This window comes from Oceanisphaera sp. W20_SRM_FM3 (genome assembly GCF_052119705.1).
Lineage (GTDB): Bacteria > Pseudomonadota > Gammaproteobacteria > Enterobacterales > Aeromonadaceae > Oceanimonas.
Window position 1 is genome coordinate 26,823 of the sequence record NZ_JBGQOP010000003.1, and the last position, 16,400, is coordinate 43,222.

15 protein-coding genes are annotated in these 16,400 nt (G+C 50.0%); 6 read left to right on the forward strand and 9 right to left on the reverse strand.

Annotated elements, in window-relative coordinates; genetic code table 11:
• Positions 1–145: 145 nt before the first annotated feature.
• The 5 genes from ACEN2G_RS02690 to tal all read right to left on the reverse strand — a co-directional run bounded on the left by ACEN2G_RS02690 (position 146) and on the right by tal (position 5,042).
• Complete coding sequence (locus ACEN2G_RS02690; RefSeq protein ID WP_442019921.1) at positions 146–1,864, reverse strand: proline--tRNA ligase; 1,719 nt, start codon at positions 1,862–1,864, stop codon at positions 146–148.
• A 164-nt stretch (positions 1,865–2,028) separates the two neighbouring features.
• A complete protein-coding gene (gene tsaA / locus ACEN2G_RS02695) occupies positions 2,029–2,781 on the reverse strand; it encodes a tRNA (N6-threonylcarbamoyladenosine(37)-N6)-methyltransferase TrmO (RefSeq protein ID WP_442019922.1) in 753 nt (250 codons plus the stop codon).
• Positions 2,781–3,158 carry an Rcs stress response system protein RcsF gene (gene rcsF, locus ACEN2G_RS02700; RefSeq protein ID WP_442019923.1) on the reverse strand — a complete coding sequence of 126 codons (378 nt, stop codon included), beginning with the start codon at positions 3,156–3,158 and terminating at the stop codon, positions 2,781–2,783. Before rcsF ends, tsaA begins: the two co-directional genes overlap by 1 nt.
• 398 nt (positions 3,159–3,556) lie before the next feature.
• Positions 3,557–3,748 carry a DUF3545 family protein gene (locus tag ACEN2G_RS02705; RefSeq protein ID WP_442019924.1) on the reverse strand — a complete coding sequence of 64 codons (192 nt, stop codon included), beginning with the start codon at positions 3,746–3,748 and terminating at the stop codon, positions 3,557–3,559.
• Positions 3,749–4,082: 334 nt separating this feature from the next.
• Entirely contained in the window at positions 4,083–5,042 is a 960-nt protein-coding gene (gene tal / locus ACEN2G_RS02710; protein ID WP_442019925.1) for a transaldolase, read from the reverse strand.
• Between the two features lie 285 nt (positions 5,043–5,327).
• Between tal and ACEN2G_RS02715 the strand changes: the two genes are divergently transcribed.
• A complete protein-coding gene (locus ACEN2G_RS02715; protein ID WP_442019926.1) occupies positions 5,328–6,803 on the forward strand; it encodes an alanine/glycine:cation symporter family protein in 1,476 nt (491 codons plus the stop codon).
• A 72-nt stretch (positions 6,804–6,875) separates the two neighbouring features.
• On the opposite strand, the gene ACEN2G_RS02720 is transcribed toward ACEN2G_RS02715, so the two are convergent.
• Positions 6,876–7,427 carry a hydrolase gene (locus tag ACEN2G_RS02720; protein WP_442019927.1) on the reverse strand — a complete coding sequence of 184 codons (552 nt, stop codon included), beginning with the start codon at positions 7,425–7,427 and terminating at the stop codon, positions 6,876–6,878.
• 749 nt (positions 7,428–8,176) lie between these two features.
• Here ACEN2G_RS02720 and ACEN2G_RS02725 point away from each other — a divergent pair.
• Together ACEN2G_RS02725 and ACEN2G_RS02730 are read left to right on the forward strand one after the other, a co-directional pair.
• Positions 8,177–8,512 (forward strand): YkgJ family cysteine cluster protein, encoded by a 336-nt coding sequence (locus ACEN2G_RS02725; RefSeq protein ID WP_442019928.1) that lies wholly within the window; start codon positions 8,177–8,179, stop codon positions 8,510–8,512.
• 56 nt (positions 8,513–8,568) lie between these two features.
• Positions 8,569–9,195, forward strand: coding sequence for a YceH family protein (locus ACEN2G_RS02730; protein WP_442019929.1), 627 nt, complete (start codon positions 8,569–8,571; stop codon positions 9,193–9,195).
• A 118-nt stretch (positions 9,196–9,313) separates the two neighbouring features.
• Here ACEN2G_RS02730 and ACEN2G_RS02735 read toward each other — a convergent pair whose 3' ends face one another.
• From ACEN2G_RS02735 to nirK, 3 genes are read right to left on the reverse strand one after another with little or no spacing between them, the layout of a single operon-like run.
• The gene (locus tag ACEN2G_RS02735) at positions 9,314–9,856 is read right to left on the reverse strand and encodes an SCO family protein (protein WP_442019930.1); all 543 of its coding nucleotides are present in this window, start codon (positions 9,854–9,856) and stop codon (positions 9,314–9,316) included.
• On the reverse strand, positions 9,856–10,716 hold the full coding sequence (locus ACEN2G_RS02740; RefSeq protein WP_442019931.1) for a formylglycine-generating enzyme family protein: 861 nt from the start codon (positions 10,714–10,716) through the stop codon (positions 9,856–9,858). Before ACEN2G_RS02740 ends, ACEN2G_RS02735 begins: the two co-directional genes overlap by 1 nt.
• Positions 10,716–12,137 carry a copper-containing nitrite reductase gene (nirK, locus tag ACEN2G_RS02745; protein WP_442019932.1) on the reverse strand — a complete coding sequence of 474 codons (1,422 nt, stop codon included), beginning with the start codon at positions 12,135–12,137 and terminating at the stop codon, positions 10,716–10,718. The genes ACEN2G_RS02740 and nirK overlap by 1 nt, the downstream gene beginning before the upstream one ends.
• An 867-nt stretch (positions 12,138–13,004) precedes the next feature.
• On the opposite strand from nirK, the gene ACEN2G_RS02750 reads away from it, so the two are divergent.
• The 3 genes from ACEN2G_RS02750 (at position 13,005) to ACEN2G_RS02760 (ending at position 16,325) form a co-directional block, all read left to right on the forward strand.
• On the forward strand, positions 13,005–13,985 hold the full coding sequence (locus ACEN2G_RS02750) for a calcium/sodium antiporter (RefSeq protein ID WP_442019933.1): 981 nt from the start codon (positions 13,005–13,007) through the stop codon (positions 13,983–13,985).
• A gap of 277 nt (positions 13,986–14,262) precedes the next feature.
• The gene (locus tag ACEN2G_RS02755) at positions 14,263–14,622 is read left to right on the forward strand and encodes a hypothetical protein (RefSeq protein WP_442019934.1); all 360 of its coding nucleotides are present in this window, start codon (positions 14,263–14,265) and stop codon (positions 14,620–14,622) included.
• A 269-nt stretch (positions 14,623–14,891) separates the two neighbouring features.
• Positions 14,892–16,325, forward strand: coding sequence for a serine hydrolase domain-containing protein (locus ACEN2G_RS02760; RefSeq protein ID WP_442019935.1), 1,434 nt, complete (start codon positions 14,892–14,894; stop codon positions 16,323–16,325).
• The last annotated feature ends 75 nt before the right edge of the window (positions 16,326–16,400 follow it).

Consider the following 16,400-nt stretch of genomic DNA (forward strand, 5'->3'; position numbering starts at 1 on the left):
AATTTATTCGGCGGGCCAGCGCAGCTGGCTTATTTAAATGACAACACAAAACCGAGCTAACAGTTTTTAAATTGAGGTCATAAAAAAACACCCCCATGCTGAGCATGGAGGTGTCTTGGTTTAGCTAGGCGCTTGGCGCTATGCCTTAACTTTTAATCGCCGCCGTTAACTTGGCCACTATCTCGGTTAATGCCACTTCGGATTTTTCACCCTCGCGGCGGGTTTTGTATTCCACCACGCCATTCTCTAAGCTGCGATCGCCAATGATAATGTGATGCGGCACACCTAACAGCTCCATATCGGCAAACATCACGCCCGGGCGTTCTTTGCGGTCATCAAATAATACTTCGATGCCAGCAGCGGTCAGCTCGTCATAGATCTGGGTGGCGGCGTCGGCCACGGCCTGAGATTTTTGCATGTTCATCGGAATAATAGCCACTTGGAACGGGGCTATGGCTGCGGGCCAAATAATGCCGCGCTGGTCATGGTTTTGTTCGATGGCCGCCGCCACTATGCGTGACACGCCAATGCCATAACAACCCATCTCCAAGATGGTCGACTTGCCTTGCTCGTTTAACACGCTGGCGTTCATCTTGCTGGAATAGTTATTGCCCAGCTGGAAGATGTGGCCCACTTCTATACCGCGCTTAATGTGCAGCACGCCTTTACCGCACGGGCTGGCATCGCCTTCCTGCACGTTGCGCAGATCTGCCACTTCACTAAGCTCAAGATCTCGGCCCCAGTTAATGCCAAAGTAGTGCTGGTCATCAACATTGGCACCGGCGGCAAAATCATTCATCACCGCCACTGAGCGGTCGGCAATGAAAGGCACATTCAGTTTAACGGGGCCAATAGAACCTGGGCCCGCGCCGATCAGCTCGCGAATTTCGGCTTCAGTGGCGAAGGTCAGCGGGCTGGCCACTTGGGCTAGCTTCTCGGCTTTAATTTCGTTTAGTTCATGGTCGCCGCGCACTAACAGCGCCACCAAGGCACACTCTTGGCCTTCAGCCGCGTGTACCAGCAAGGTTTTCACTGTGTGCTTAATATCGAGCTTAAACTGCTCGACCAATTCATTGATGGTTTTCGCGTTTGGCGTAGCGACCAAGGTCATCTCTTGAGTCGCGGCGTCTGCCTGAGCCTTAGGCGCCAGTGCTTCGGCCATTTCAATGTTGGCCGCGTAATCAGACTCTGAGGAGAAAGCGATGTCGTCTTCACCGCTTTGGGCTAGCACGTGAAACTCATGAGAGGCACTGCCGCCAATGGCACCTGTGTCCGCCAATACGGCTCTAAAGTCTAAGCCCATGCGCTCGAAGATGCGGCTGTAAGCTTGATACATGTCTTGATAGGTCTGCTCTAAGCACGCTTGCGTAGTATGGAAAGAGTAAGCATCTTTCATGATGAATTCGCGGGAGCGCATCACGCCAAAACGAGGACGTACTTCATCCCGAAACTTAGTTTGTACCTGATACAAATTCAGTGGCAGCTGCTTATAAGACGACACTTCGTTGCGCACTACGGCGGTGATCACTTCTTCGTGGGTAGGGCCCAATACGAAACCGCGATCGTTGCGGTCTTTGATGCGCAGCAATTCAGGGCCAAATTTGTCCCAACGGCCAGTTTCGTGCCACAGCTCGGCGGGTTGCACTACCGGCATCAGCATTTCGATGGCGCCGGCGCGGTTCATTTCTTCGCGCACTATGGCTGCCACTTTATTCAATACCCGCAGGCCGCTGGGCAGCCAAGTGTAGAGGCCTGAGGCCAAACGGCGGATCATACCCGCGCGCAGCATCAGCTGATGGCTGATAACTTCCGCATCGCTGGGGGTTTCTTTAAGAGTGGAAAGCAAGTAGTGACTGGTGCGCATGTGCTGAAACCTTATTGTGCTGAATAACCCTAAGCAAGCTGAGCTCAGGGCTGAGCTGAAAACGAAAGAGGTTAATTGTAGCAGGCGGCCCTCTGGTGCCAAAGCGCAAAGTAAGGCCGCATTTACTGAAAGCAGGGCTGCACTTATTGAAAGTAGGGCGGCACCTATTGGTTGTCGGGCATCACATTTAGGCTAAGCACCCGCGTTAGGTGGCCAAATACTTCAAAACGCACGTTGTAATGATACAAACGTACGCCATATTCTTGCCAATGTTGTTGCTGGCGCTTATAGGCGGGGCGCGGGTCTTGCGCCAACACTTCGCTAATAAACTGTCGTAAATTAGGGATGTGCGAGCGTGCACAGCTCAGCTCGGCGGCGGGGGTAAAGATCACCTCCATGTTTAAGTCCGGTGGCGCAGGCGCAAAACCGCCGTGGGCATCGGGCACGGCATCAGCCCAAGGCAAATAGGGCTTAATGTCTACCACAGGTGTGCCGTCCACCAAGTCCACACCGCCCAGCTCCAGCCACACCTTATTGCCGTCTTTACACATATCCAGCAAGCGCACCACAGACAACCCCAGCGGATTAGGCCTAAAGGTGGATCGGGTGGCAAACACGCCCACGCGCTCGTTGCCGCCTAAACGTGGCGGGCGCACCGTGGGGTTCCAGCCTTGGTCTTGGGTTTGATGAAACACAAACACCAGCCACAAGTGGCTGAATTCCGCCAAACCACGAAAGGCGCTCGGTTCATTATAGGGCGGCAGCATTTCCAGCCGCGCCTGCGCTTGGCTGACTAAACCGGGCTGGCGTGGCACCGCAAATTTTTCTTTATAGGGCGAGCGAATAATGCCGATCGGATCCAAGGTCAGTGGCTTACCTTCGCTTGGCAGAGCTTCACCTGGTAAGGGTGCTGACATTACTTAGCCACCTTTAAGGCTTGGCCGCTGCATAACACTTGCTCTAAACAGCCCGGCATATCGGCAAAGTGAATACAGCGGTCAAGCAAGAGGCCATTGGCGCCCATATCGGCGGCTCGGCGGCGAATGCTGGCTCGGGCATCGGCTTCTTTGGGTGTCGCATCTGAGGCTTTAATCTGACAGGCTTCGCCTTCTACCGAGCCCAGTGTCACGTAGTTAAGGTTGCTCAACTGGTCTTTGTTGTACAAGGTAACATCGTTGCCTTTGTAATAATCTTTAATGCCTTCAGGCGACACATTACTGTTAAAGCCCCAATTACCCGCACAACCAGATAATGCCAACGCCAGTAAGGCGGCTCCAACTAGACGTAATTGCATATGATAAGTCCTTAATTTTTAAAAGAAGCAGCGGCTATTTTGCACCAAGCTCGCGTATTAGGTCGAATGATATTGGTAAACACCCGTTAAGAGTAGCTAATTCAGGCGTTTAACGGGCTTTAGGCGAAGTTAACAGCCGTGTTTGGTGTGAGTAGAGCTGGGCGCTAAGCCCATAAAATCGCATCGGGTCATAGAGGCCACTTTAGTCGGCCGATTCTGCACAGCAAAACTGAAGCTTCTTACCTACAACAGGCACGGCCACTGATAAAAGATTGGGTTAGCTTAGCACCCTATGTTGAAGTTCGATGTTATTCACCATTCACCATTCACCATTCACCATCGCTTGTAAATCGGCCAATAAAAAAGCGCCTTGCGGCGCTTAAATTTTTTCCCGTACGCTACAGTTCAAGTTCGGCGGCTAACTCTTCTAAATCTAAGGTGCAACCGTATTGCTGTAGTTCTGCTTGTAGTCTTTTTTTGTCTTGTAACGCCTCTATCTCGCGCCATCTGCTTTTTTTCGCAGCTTCACGGGTTTTAGGGCGACTAACCGGCGCATCAACAACATCCTGATTAAAGCTATTCCTATCCATGGTGCTCACTCCTATTTACCATCAGTATTGGTGCTAGCTGGGTATATCATTATAAGTTATAGAGTAGAAGCTTTTTATTACATTCTAGTTACAGGAAAGTGACCGCTGTCATATAAAGGCGATTAAATTAATAAGGATAAATAAAAATGCAATTAATAGATTAAATCATCAATAAAGATCAATGATGACCATTTGAGGTTGAGGTTGAGGTTGAGGTTGAGGTTGAGGTTTGAATAAAAATGGGCAGGAATGAGTAGCTGAATTGATATAAGAAAAACCCCAAGCTGAATGGCTTGGGGTTAACACAGGCGGAAAATAGTTTGTTTAGCCGTGTTTACTTAGCGAGCAGGGCGCTGAGCATGGTTTCAAGCTTGTTTTGATCGATGGCAAAATTTCGAATACCTTCGGCCAGTTTCTCGTTAGCCATAGGATCTTGGTTATGCTGCCAGCGGAACTCGGCTTCGCTCATTAACGCTGGGCGGGCTTGAGTGGCGCCTTTATCTTGCAGTTTAATGGTCACTTCACCTTGGGCTTGGCTCAACTCTTCTAATAAATTAGGGCCTATGGTTAAGCGGTCACAACCGGCTAATGCCAATATTTCGTCGGTATTACGGAAGCTGGCGCCCATTACTACGGTTTTATAACCGTGCGCCTTGTAGTAATCATAAATCTCAGTAACCGAGATGACGCCTGGATCTTGCTCTGGGGTATAGTCTTTTTGTGCGGTATTTTGCTTATACCAATCGAGAATGCGGCCCACAAATGGCGAAATTAAATATACGCCGGCTTCGGCACAGGCGCGAGCTTGAGCAAAGCTAAACAATAAGGTTAGATTACAGTTAATGCCTTCTTGCTCCAGCACTTCGGCGGCACGAATGCCCTCCCAAGTGGCAGCCAATTTAATTAAAATGCGCTCCCGTCCTATACCTGCGTCTTGATATAAAGCAATCAGCTGGCGGGCTTTAGCAATGCTGGCCTCGGTATTAAATGACAGGCGAGCATCAACTTCGGTAGAAATACGCCCAGGGATCAATTTTAAGATCTCGCAGCCTATGTTTACTGCCAGCTTATCTGAAGCGGCCATCAGTTGTTGCGCTGCGTCCTGACTTTGAGTTTTAGCCCAGGCGACCGCTTGGTCGATCAGCGGTTGATAGTCAGGAATTTGTGCCGCTTTTAAAATCAGTGATGGATTAGTAGTGGCATCTTGCGGTTGATATTTAGCGATAGCGTCAATATCACCCGTGTCAGCCACGACTGTGGTGAGGGCGCGCAGTTGAGTCAGCTTATCTGTCATGAAAGAGTCCTGATGGGTCAGCATAAAACGGGAGCACAGTATCGCCCATACTCGCCCTCAAAATAAAGCCAAGCTTGTTGCAGAGGTGAAATTTTGGCGTTGCAGGCGCCAAGCAAGCATATTAGAGAAGGGATTGCGCATCCACCTTCGCCAGAAATTGTCCGAGAGAAGATGACAAGTGGCTATTTTGGGTCCGTTTAGACTATGATGTGCGCAAAATAAGGTCAGCTTGTATATAAAAAGTACCAGTTTGCTCGTGAGTTTTAACCGAATAGGAGCATCTTTATGGATGCCATGGTCAATTTTATTAATGACCTGCTCTGGGGAAGTTTATTAGTTTATATGCTGCTGGGAGCGGGCGCTTACTTTACGGTACGATTGGGTTTTATTCAGTTTCGCCATTTCGGCCATATGTTTTCGGTGCTTAAACGCAGTCGTCGTGGCAGTCAGGCTGGCATTTCTTCCTTTCAAGCGCTCTGTACTAGCTTGGCGGCGCGGGTGGGCACAGGTAACTTAGTAGGGGTGGCCATTGCCCTGTATTTAGGTGGGCCGGGCGCCATCTTTTGGATGTGGCTGATCGCTTTAATTGGCATGTCTACCGCCTTTGCCGAAAGTGCACTCGCCCAGTTGTATAAGGTGACCGACGAAGAGGGCAACTACCGTGGCGGGCCCGCTTATTACATGGAGCGGGGCTTAGGGCTACGTTGGATGGGGGCCTTATTTGCGATTTTTTTGATTGTGGCTTTTGGCTTAATCTTTAATGCGGTGCAGGCTAACGCCATTAGTTTAGCCATGAAGGTCGCTTTTGATATTCCCACTTGGGTCAGCGGCCTTGCCTTGTCTGTGGTGGCGGGTTTGATTGTGTTTGGCGGCCTGCGCAGCATAGCGCACTTTGCCGAATTAATAGTGCCCGTGATGGCGCTGGGCTATTTGTTGATAGCGCTGATAGTGGTCTTTATGAACATCGGCGAAATACCCGGTATTTTATTGTTGATCGTCAAATCGGCGTTTGGTATTGAGCAAGCCGGTAGCGGCGTGGCCGGCTATGCGGTGTCGCAAGCCTTAATCAACGGCATCAAGCGTGGTTTATTCTCCAATGAAGCAGGCATGGGCTCAGCCGCCAACGCGGCGGGGTCGGCGGCACCTTATCCACCTCATCCGGCTTCTCAGGGTTATATTCAGATGCTGGGGGTGTTTATTGACACTATCGTCATTTGTACTTGTACGGCAGCGATCATCTTGTTGTCGGGTCAGTTTGAGCCTGGCTCTGGTGTCACCGGTATCGAACTCACGCAACGGGCGCTGGCGCACGAAGTGGGTGACTGGGGCAGTCCTTTTATTGCCATCGCCATTTTGTTTTTTGCCTTCACCAGCATAGTGGCCAACTATGCCTATGCCGAAAATAACTTGGTGTTTTTAGAGCATGACAATACGGCAGGCTTACTTACCTTTCGCCTGTTTGCGTTAGGCATGGTGATGTTTGGTGCCATTGGCAAGATAGACAGCATGTGGACGATGGCGTATGTGTCTATGGGCTTGATGGCCATGATTAACTTAGTGGCCATTCTCTTACTCTCAAAGGTGGTGATTAAGCTGGCCAAAGATTACAACGGTCAGCGAAAGCTCGGCTTGTTGCCTACCTTTGATGTGGCTAAATACCCTGAGTTGCGCAGTCAATTAGAAGAGGGCATTTGGTTAGACTCGCGCCCACCTCAGCCGTTGGCGAAGAAGCCTGCGGCTCGTGCTAGGTATATGGATTAAATAACGAGCAACGCCGTCTTTTTAGAGACGGCGTATCCTGCAAGGCGTTTTTTTCTTATATCACATCACAGTTTAGGGCTGCTCGCCGCGTAAAAACTCTTTACTGATGGCCCTAAAATGCTGGTTGTCCGCTTGGCGCAGTAGCTCAAACACCACCATTTCTCGGCTAACAATCTGTGCGCCGGCGTCACGCATGCGCTCTAGCCCCAGTTGGCGATTTTGCTCGGTGCGGCTGCCCACGGCATCCGCCACTACAAACACGTTTTTGCCTGCTTGAATAAGCTCCAGCACAGTTTGCAGTACGCACACATGGGTTTCCATGCCGCATATTATTACCTGAGAATAATCTTGCCAGTGTGCGGGCAGGCAATTAACAGCCACCACCGAAAAATGCATTTTTTCTACAATTTCTGGGTGCTCTACTAACTGGGTAAGCGTGGGCAGGGTATGGCCCAAGCCTCTGGGATATTGCTCGGTAAACAAGATGGGGGTTTCAAGGGTGTGACAGGCCGAAATGAGCCATTGAATACGGGCATGCAACTGCTCGCTGTCCTCTATGGCGGGCAGCAGTTTTGACTGTACATCGATAACCATTAATGCCGCTTTACCTGACTCCATTAACATATTGCTCTCCTGATGATGGTGATACCACTGTGTTTTAGCGTGGCTCTCAGTATGCCGCTTTTGCCTGCGAAAGAAAAAGGCGCCCGCAGGCGCCTTTAAGCATAAGCGGACCTGATTACGTATGAACCTCAGCCATAATGCACCCTGTTTCGGTTTGTTCTTTGTAGCTGCCCAATTTATTCGGCAGGCCAGCTCTGCTGGCTGTTACTGAGGTTTAGATTTAAACCAAAACACCAAACCGGGCCGAATAAATTGGCCCCTACAAGGTCAAAATACCAAACTGAGCCTCATATTCTTTACCGAAGAGGCGGAACCTACCTGTAACATATTGAATTCATTGGTGCTGAGTTCACTGAAACATGGCTGAGCTTTGTGGGTAATCAGGTAAGCGGATGCCAATAATGCGGTTACACCTTGAATTCGCCCAGCAATCTGTTCTGGCGCTGTATCTGCTCGCAGGCCTAAGGCGCATTTCCCTGTCGTAAATGAGTCGATGATGAAGAGGGATTTTATTTTATCGCCAGCGCGTTGAACGCTTGCGTGTTAAGCGTTTTAGATTTATTAATACGCGCCGTTTATCAGCAAAACTTAGGTCACTCTTTTGAGGAGCACACATCGACCAGCCGTGTAACAGACACTCGTCTGACACGCCATACCTCATCGCTACTACCGAACCTGCGGACTTGACTCCGCCATCCCTATGTACTGTTTTTAGTTACTGTTTTAGTTTTGCCTAGAGGTAAGACGTTATGAGTAGTGATAATCCCTGTTTGACCTGTGGTGCTTGCTGCGCCTATTTTCGTGTTTCATTTTACTGGGGCGAGATCCACGGTGATTTTCTGGTGCCCGAATCCCTGACTGAGCCGATAAACCTGTCCCGCATGGCGATGCAGGGTACCAATCAGGCAGATCCTCGCTGTATCGCGCTGGAAGGGGAGGTAGGGGGGTGTGTGTCTTGCAGCATCTATACCAACCGACCCAGCCCCTGCCGAGAATTTGAGGCCTTTGATGAGGAGGGTGCCTGCAATCGGGCGCGTGTCGCTTATGGTCTGCCACCGCTGGAGGTAGCGCCGATAGCGGCATAAGGTTTGGTGTTTTGGGGGTTGTCCGTTAGGCTGGCATAAAACAAAGGAGTCTGTTTATGGAAATGCTTTCTCTTCTGGAACAACGGGTTATCGGTTGCCTGATCGAAAAACAGGTTTCTACGCCCGAAGTGTATCCGCTTACCCTAAAATCACTGCTTAATGCCTGTAATCAAAAAAGTAATCGCCAGCCGGTGATGAGCATTACAGAGGCCGAGCTGCAAGTGGCGTTGGATTCGCTATCAGCACGCCACTTAGTGAATAACTGCGCCGACTTTAATGCCCGCACCGCCAAATATCAGCATCGCTTTTGCAATACCGAGTTTGGCGATCTGCAGTTTAATGATGCCGAGCTGGCGATTATTTGCGAGCTGTTATTACGTGGGCCGCAAACTATGGGTGAATTACGCAGCCGCACCCCGCGTTTGCATGCCTTCAATGATGTGTCCAGCGTTGAAGCCAGCATGCAAAGTCTGATCAGCCAAGGCCCTTACGTGGTTAAGCTGGCAAAATTACCTGGTAAACGCGATGCGCGTTTTGCTCATTTATTTGCCGATGTAGATTATGAGCAATATGTGGAGACCGGTAATGAAAAAGATAATCAGGCTCTGTTTGAGCAAGTGAATGAATTAAAAGCGCACATTCTTGAGCTGCAAGCGCGCATTCAAGAGTTAGAGCAGGAATAATAGCTAGAAGCTACACGATGCTGAATTTAAAAAGCCCTAAACCTATCGGTTTGGGGCTTTTTTGTCGCTTCCGGCTTCCGGCTTCCAGCTTCCAGCTTCAAGCTTATGGCTTTTAGCGTTAATTAAATACCTTCTTGATCAAGGCCTCTGGGCCGCCGGGCATACCCACTTGCTGCAATTGCATGCGGCCTTGCTCGTCCAGCACAGTAATGGCGTTAGAGTGAGACACTTCACCATCGGGCAAGCCCATGTATTGAATGTTTAACGCCATGGCCAGCGTGCGCACGTCTTCATCCTTGCTACTGAGCAGGCTCCAGTGCCCATCAAGCTCGCGCTTCTTCGAAAAGTGGCGCATGACCTTAGGCGTATCGCGAGCCGGAGTTAACGACACTAAAACAAAGCCCATTTGCGCTTGTTGCTCTGGAGTGAGGGCGTGTTGAATGGCCTTCATGTCCGACACAATAATCGGGCAGGCGGTAATGCAGTCGGTATAGATGAGCGCCACTACCTGCTTTTTACCGGCGAGGCTGGCTATGTTCAGCGATTTATTTTGGCTATCTTGCCACTGGCTCTTTAGCTGGTACACCGAGTCACCGGGCAAGGCGGCCTGTGCCGTCAGCGGCAATAGACTGCAGATCAATAAGGCGAACAGTATTTTCATTAACTACCTCCTTGAGCCTGATTGCTTAATGGCTCCTTAGCGGTTTTAGCTTGCTCAAGGCTTTTTTGTGGCTCAGGGCTGTCTTGTAGCTCAGGGCTGTCTTGTGCACATCTAAAGCCGAGGTTACCTAGGGTATAAGGTGCCTTCAAGCTGGAGCGAAAACCGTAACGCATAAAAGCGGCATAATCGGACGGATCGGCTGAGCCTGCGGCGGCCGACCCGCAAAATAAACCTTGGTCTAGGCTGCTGTCGCCACGCGACTCACCGGTCACCAAGGCGGTGTTAAAATCTTGGGTCCATTCCCAGACTAACCCGTGTAAGTCTTGTATTTTCCAGAAGTTGGCCGGGCTTTGCCCGACGTTTGGTAATTGGGCGGTGGCGGGTTTGGCATACCAAGCCAAAATGCGTTGCGTGTAACCGGCTTCTTTACTGCCGTTCGCGCTTAGCTCTGATGCCTGAGCGGCATACTCCCATTCAGATACGGTGGGCAAGCGTTTGCCTTGAGCTTGGCAGTAGGCGTTAGCCGCATACCAAGACACATGAGTCACGGCTTGCTGTTGCTGCTCCGGGCTAGGGCGGCCATCAGCGCCCAGCCAATGGCTTAAATACTGAGACTCCACAAATAACGCAGGTGCTTGGCCGGCTTGCCAAGTGGGATGCTGACTTACGAAGTGTGCGAATTCAGCATTAGTCACCGGCAGTCGGTCTAAGAAAAAGGCCGCCACCGGTGTTAATGGACTGTCTTTGGTTAAGTAAAGCGGTCGAACTTCCCCGCGGGGAAGTTCGACCATTTTTGCTTCAGAGACAGCAGGCACGGCGGTTTGCAAGGCGGCCAAGCCGAGCAGCAGTGCCGCTTTCATTAGTGCGCGCTCCCTTCCATGATGATGGTTTCGCCTTCTTTACGGCGTTTTGCCACATCTTCAGTTTTGATAACTGTACCCTTGTTGTCCCAGCTATTTAGCACATAAGTCAAGGCGTTAGCGGTATCTTCATCCGTTAAGCTCATGGCCGGCATAATACTGTCAAAGCTTGCGCCATTGACTTTTATCGGGCCCTTCAAGCCGTGGATCACCACATCAATGGCACGAGTGGTGTCTTCGTTTAAGAAGTCAGACTTAGCCAATGGAGGGAAGGCGCCGGGTATCCCCTTACCGTCCGCTTGGTGACAGGCCTGACAGTTAGCTTCATAAACACGCTTGCCGTACAGCATGCGGTCTTCTTTGCTGCTCGCGACTAACTTGGCATGACCATTGGGAATGCTCTGTACCGCCGAGCCCTCTGGCAAATACACGTTATCCGCCACTTTGCCTGAGTAAATAGTCTTATCTTCTGGGCCATCGACGGCGATCATGCCCAGCGCCCCCTTGTTAAAGGCACGGAAGATGGAGTGGTCAACCATGATGAAGTTGCCCGGTACATCGACCTTAAACTCGGCCATTAAGGCGCCGCCGGCAGGGATCAAGGAGGTTTGTACGTTGTGGTTTTCCAACAAACCGCCTTCTACCGTGACCTTATCGAAGATCTCACCGATCACGTGGAAACTGGATGCTAAGTTAGGGCCACCGTTGCCCACGAACAAACGCACGGTTTCACCTACGTTCGCGGTGAGGGACTTATCACCGGTCAGTGCGCCAACCGAGCCGTTAAACAGCACATAGTCGGCGTCTTCTTTTATGGCTTTATCCATATCGAAGGCTTGGAAACCCTGTTCGCCATAGGCGCCTTTGGTGTAAAAGTCCCCCTGCATTACATAGTATTCTTTATCAACTTTTGGCAGACCTTCTTTGGGTTCAACCAAGACTAAGCCGTACATGCCGTTGGCGATATGCATGCCCACAGGTGCAGTAGCACAGTGGTAAACATATAGGCCTGGGTGCAGGGCTTTAAAGTTAAAAACAGAAGTGTGGCCGGGCGCGGTAAAAGAGGCCGCCGCACCACCACCTGGACCATTCACCGCATGCAAGTCTATGTTGTGCGGCATTTTTGAACTGGGGTGGTTAGAGAGATGAAATTCAACTTCATCGCCTTCACGAACACGTAAGAATTGACCGGGCACAGAGCCGCCAAAGGTCCAGAACATGTACTCAACGCCATCGGCGATTTCCATGACTTTTTCTACGGTCTCCATTTTGATCACGACTTTAGCTGCGTGATCACGATTAAGCGGTGGTGGCACCATAGGTGGCGCGGTTAATACCGCTTCTATGACGGGCAGTTCGGCAGCTTGCGCGGATAAGGCGAAGGTCATGGCCATGGCGGCGACGAGGGTTTTTAATTTCATATAGTGCTCCCTGATATTCGGCTGGTTATTCTTTTTATGACTAAAATGAGCATCTGCAATGCAAGTATGCTAAACCCGCACAAATAAAAACTGATATAGATCAATGAATGTTGTTAGCGGCCGAAAGTAACAACAATAAAAAAATACCTGATTACGTATGAACTTCAGCCATGATGCGCGTTGTTTTGGTTTGTTCTTTGTAGCAGCCCGTCTCTTTAATAAAGAGGACTTCGGCTGGCCAGCTTTGCTGGCTGTTACTGAGGTTTAGATTTAGACCAAAACACCAAACCGGGCCGAAGTCCTCTTCGCCGAAGAGACGGGCCCCTACAAGGTCAAAACACCAAACTGAGCCTCATATTCTTTACCGAAGAGGCGGCACCTCCCTGTAACCTATTGAATTTATTGATACTGAACTCACTGATATATGGCTGAGCTTTGTGGGTAATCAGGAAAAAATATGAATAAAAAAATATGCGAGCAAGAGGTGCCTTTGAAGCTCTTTAGTGTTGGCCCGCTCAAGGTTCAGTTATTTAGGGGGAATGACTTAGCGATTATTTAGACAGCCCTTATGGGGGCAGACTTTTCAAAAGCACGGCAAGCTGGCACAATGTGCGCCTCTTGGGGGAGTAACCGTTCGGCGCCAGCCGAAACCATTATCAACAATCTCTAAGCCACAAGCTTATGGTGATGGTGTTAGGGTCATTAGACTCTTAATTGGTGAGACCTGAGTCAAACTTATGCTCCGGGCGGGAACTAAGTTTGGCTCTGGTATCCATAATCCCGCCCTCAACGAGTCTTTATGCAACTACTAAATGGTTTTTTATTCGCTAATTCTACAGCCTTGTCTGCCATGCAAGGAGCCATCTCATGCTGATGCCGTTAGCCGCCATAGTGGTGGGATTAATCATTTTGGTGTGGAGTGCTGACCGCTTTGTGGACGGCGCCTCGGCCACCGCCCGTTATGCCGGTATGCCGCCGCTATTAATTGGTATGGTGATAGTAGGCTTTGGTACCTCGGCACCGGAAATCGTGGTGTCTGTGATTGCCGCTTGGCAAGGTAATCCGGGCTTGGCGTTGGGTAATGCCTACGGCTCCAATATTGCCAACGTCGGCTTAATTTTAGGTATTACGGCGCTAATTAGCCCTATCACTGTGAACTCCCAAGTGCTGCGTAAAGAGCTGCCCATCTTAGTGTTGGTCACCTTGCTGTCGTTAGGCCTAGTATGGAATGGCATGCTCAGCCGCGTCGATGCCATCATCTTGCTGCTGGTATTTTCGCTTTATATGTTTTGGAGCATCAGGCAGGGCATGAAAGGCGGTGCCGACAGTTTGTCTGAAGACGAGTCTGAGGCGTTGAATGACAATACCATGAGTGCCAAACAAGCCTGGTTCTGGTTGGTGGTTGGCCTAGTGTTGTTGGTGGCCAGCTCGCGTTTGTTGGTGTGGGGCGCGGTGGATATTGCCCAAGCCTTTGGCGTCAGTGATTTAATTATCGGCCTAACCATAGTTGCCATCGGCACGTCCTTGCCAGAGCTGGCCTCATCGATTGTGGCGATCCGCAAGAATCAGCACGATCTCGCCATCGGCAACGTGATTGGCTCTAATCTATTTAACACCTTAGCCGTGGTGGGACTTGCCGGTATTATTCATCCCATGGCGGTGCCCGGTGAAGTGCTCAGTCGCGACTTTTCGATGATGATAGGGCTTTCATTGTCGTTATTTGTGCTGGGTTACGGCTTTAAAGGTCGTACTGGGCGCATTACTCGCCTTGGCGGTGGCCTGTTGTTGCTGTCTTATGTGGCCTACACCCTCTGGTTGGCACAAAGCGTATTAAGCGCGGCTAATTAATAACAGCATGCCTTGATTTATTTATTGCTTAAATAACAAGCTAAAAGCCCAGCTTTCGCTGGGCTTTTTTATGCGTATAAGCCGAGATAACTATTTTTAATATTGATTTAAGCCAGCCTTAGTCGCAAACTGCGCCACGTTATTAGCGTAATAATAAACCTCGTTTTTTAAAAAAAGTATTATGAGCGGTAATAGTCGACGCTCATAATAAAGCCAATAAAAATGAATAGACGTTAATCATTTATATAAACGAGTCATTAAATAATCAGGAAACACAATGAAATACGGAACACTATTATCCGCGTTAGGTGTGCTGTGGGCACTCAGTGGCTGCTCAGAAGATCCGCCCGTGCTGGCCTGTGATGGCGCTCAAACCACCTCCTTAGTTAAAGAAGCGGTACATCGCACCTTGCTTGAGCAGGCAGGAGCAGATGACAGCGTTGACATTTCGTATCAATTGCATGATATCCAAACCTTAGAAAATGACACCCAAACCGGCGGTTTACTCTGTCGCGCAGACTTAGCCGTGAATCTGAAAAATGAGTACATGGACGAAACCCTCACGCGAACCATTCACTATAGCGCCGAGCTTAGTGATGAAGATATGCAGCAGGTGCAGGTGTTTGAGGATTACTAATCTGGCGTCATTAATGCTGGGCCTGCGTTAGTTGTGCATCATGTAAGCCAGTCAAGGCGCAGCGTGCACTCGCCTCGTAACTCGTCACACCTGCCTAAGCCCAAAATGGGCAGGCTTATTTTTTATGCGCATACGACTTTAGTGTAAGCTGACTGCATACTATTGCCGACGTGTTACCAGACCTTAGATAACTCATTTCTCGAGTTATGTTTATTGAACTAATGTTTATCAAGCTACGTTTATCGAGCTAAGCCATAGCAGGAGCGCTAATGAGCGAGTTAAATTCTAATCAAAGAGCAGTACAGAACTGTTTATCTCTGCGTGGTACATCTATCGGCATTAAGCGCCGCTTTGGCTTGGCATGTTTGTCCATGATGCCGTTATTGCTGGCGAGCACGGCTGTGCAGGCGATTGCCACCGCGCCTGCGATAGAAACTCCCGCTTTGCTGTCTGCCAAAGACAGTGATCCCAACACCTTAGGTTGGATGCAAGGCTTTCCGCCGCCGCCAGATAAGCGCTTAAAAGCCGCCGACGGCTCCTTTTTTACCTTTCCGGCGTTGCGCTACAGCGTGGTCCATATGCGCCAATTTTTGCCAACTGTGGGTGTGCCACATGGCATAAAGGAAAGCCAACCGTTACCCAAAACCACCGACAAAATGGTGAGCAATGCCATCAGCCAATTGGAATTTACGCCAACTGACGGCAGTAAACCGATGCGCTTCGTTGACTCCTTATGGCATAACTACACAGATGGCATAGTGATTTTGCACAAAGGCCAGATAGTGTATGAAGATTATTTTGCGGCCTTAACGGCCGACAAGCAGCACGCCGCCATGTCGGTGACCAAATCTTTTACCGGCACCTTGGCTGCCATCTTGGTGGCGGAAGGCGTGCTGGATGAAAGCAAAAAAGTCGCCGAATACGTGCCTGAGTTGAGCGATTCCGCCTTTGGTGACGCCACGGTTCGCCAAGTCATGGACATGACCACAGGCCTAAAATACAGCGAAGACTATGCAGATCCTAAAGCCGAAATTTGGGCCTATTCCGCAGCGGGTAATCCATTACCCAAGGCTGAGGGCTACTCGGGGCCGGTTGGTTACTTTGAATATTTGAAGCAAGTGAAAAAGCAAGGTGAGCATGGCGAGGCCTTTGGCTATAAAACCATTAATAGCGATGCGCTAGGGTGGATTATTGCTAAGGTCACCAATAAATCTGTGGCTGAGCTATTGTCGGAAAAGATTTGGCAACGTATCGGCATGGAGCAAGATGCCTATTATCAAGTGGATGAGTTAGGCATTCCCTTCGCCGGTGGCGGCTTAAGTGCGGGCTTGCGCGATATGGCGCGCTTTGGCGAGCTTGTCCGCAATCAAGGCCTGTGGCAGGGCGAACAAATTATTCCGGCTGCCGCCATTAAAGATATTCAACAAGGCGGCGATGTAAACGCGTTTGCTAAAGCCGGTTATCGCCAGCTAAAAGGCTGGTCGTATCGGGATATGTGGTGGGTTACGCACAATAAAAACGGCGCCTTTGCCGCGCGTGGGGTCCATGGTCAAACTATTTATATCGACCCTGCAGCCGAAATGGTGCTGGTACGTTTTGCATCTCATCCAGTAGCGGGCAATGGCGCCAACGACGCCACTTCGCTACCCGCGTATCAAGCCGTTGCCGACTATCTGATGAAGCAGTCAGCCGCGCAGCCTTAACCTGCTAGCTAAACCATAAAGATGAAACATTTTGCAACGGAAGAACGCGCAAGGCGCGGAAAATTAAGATGAGAT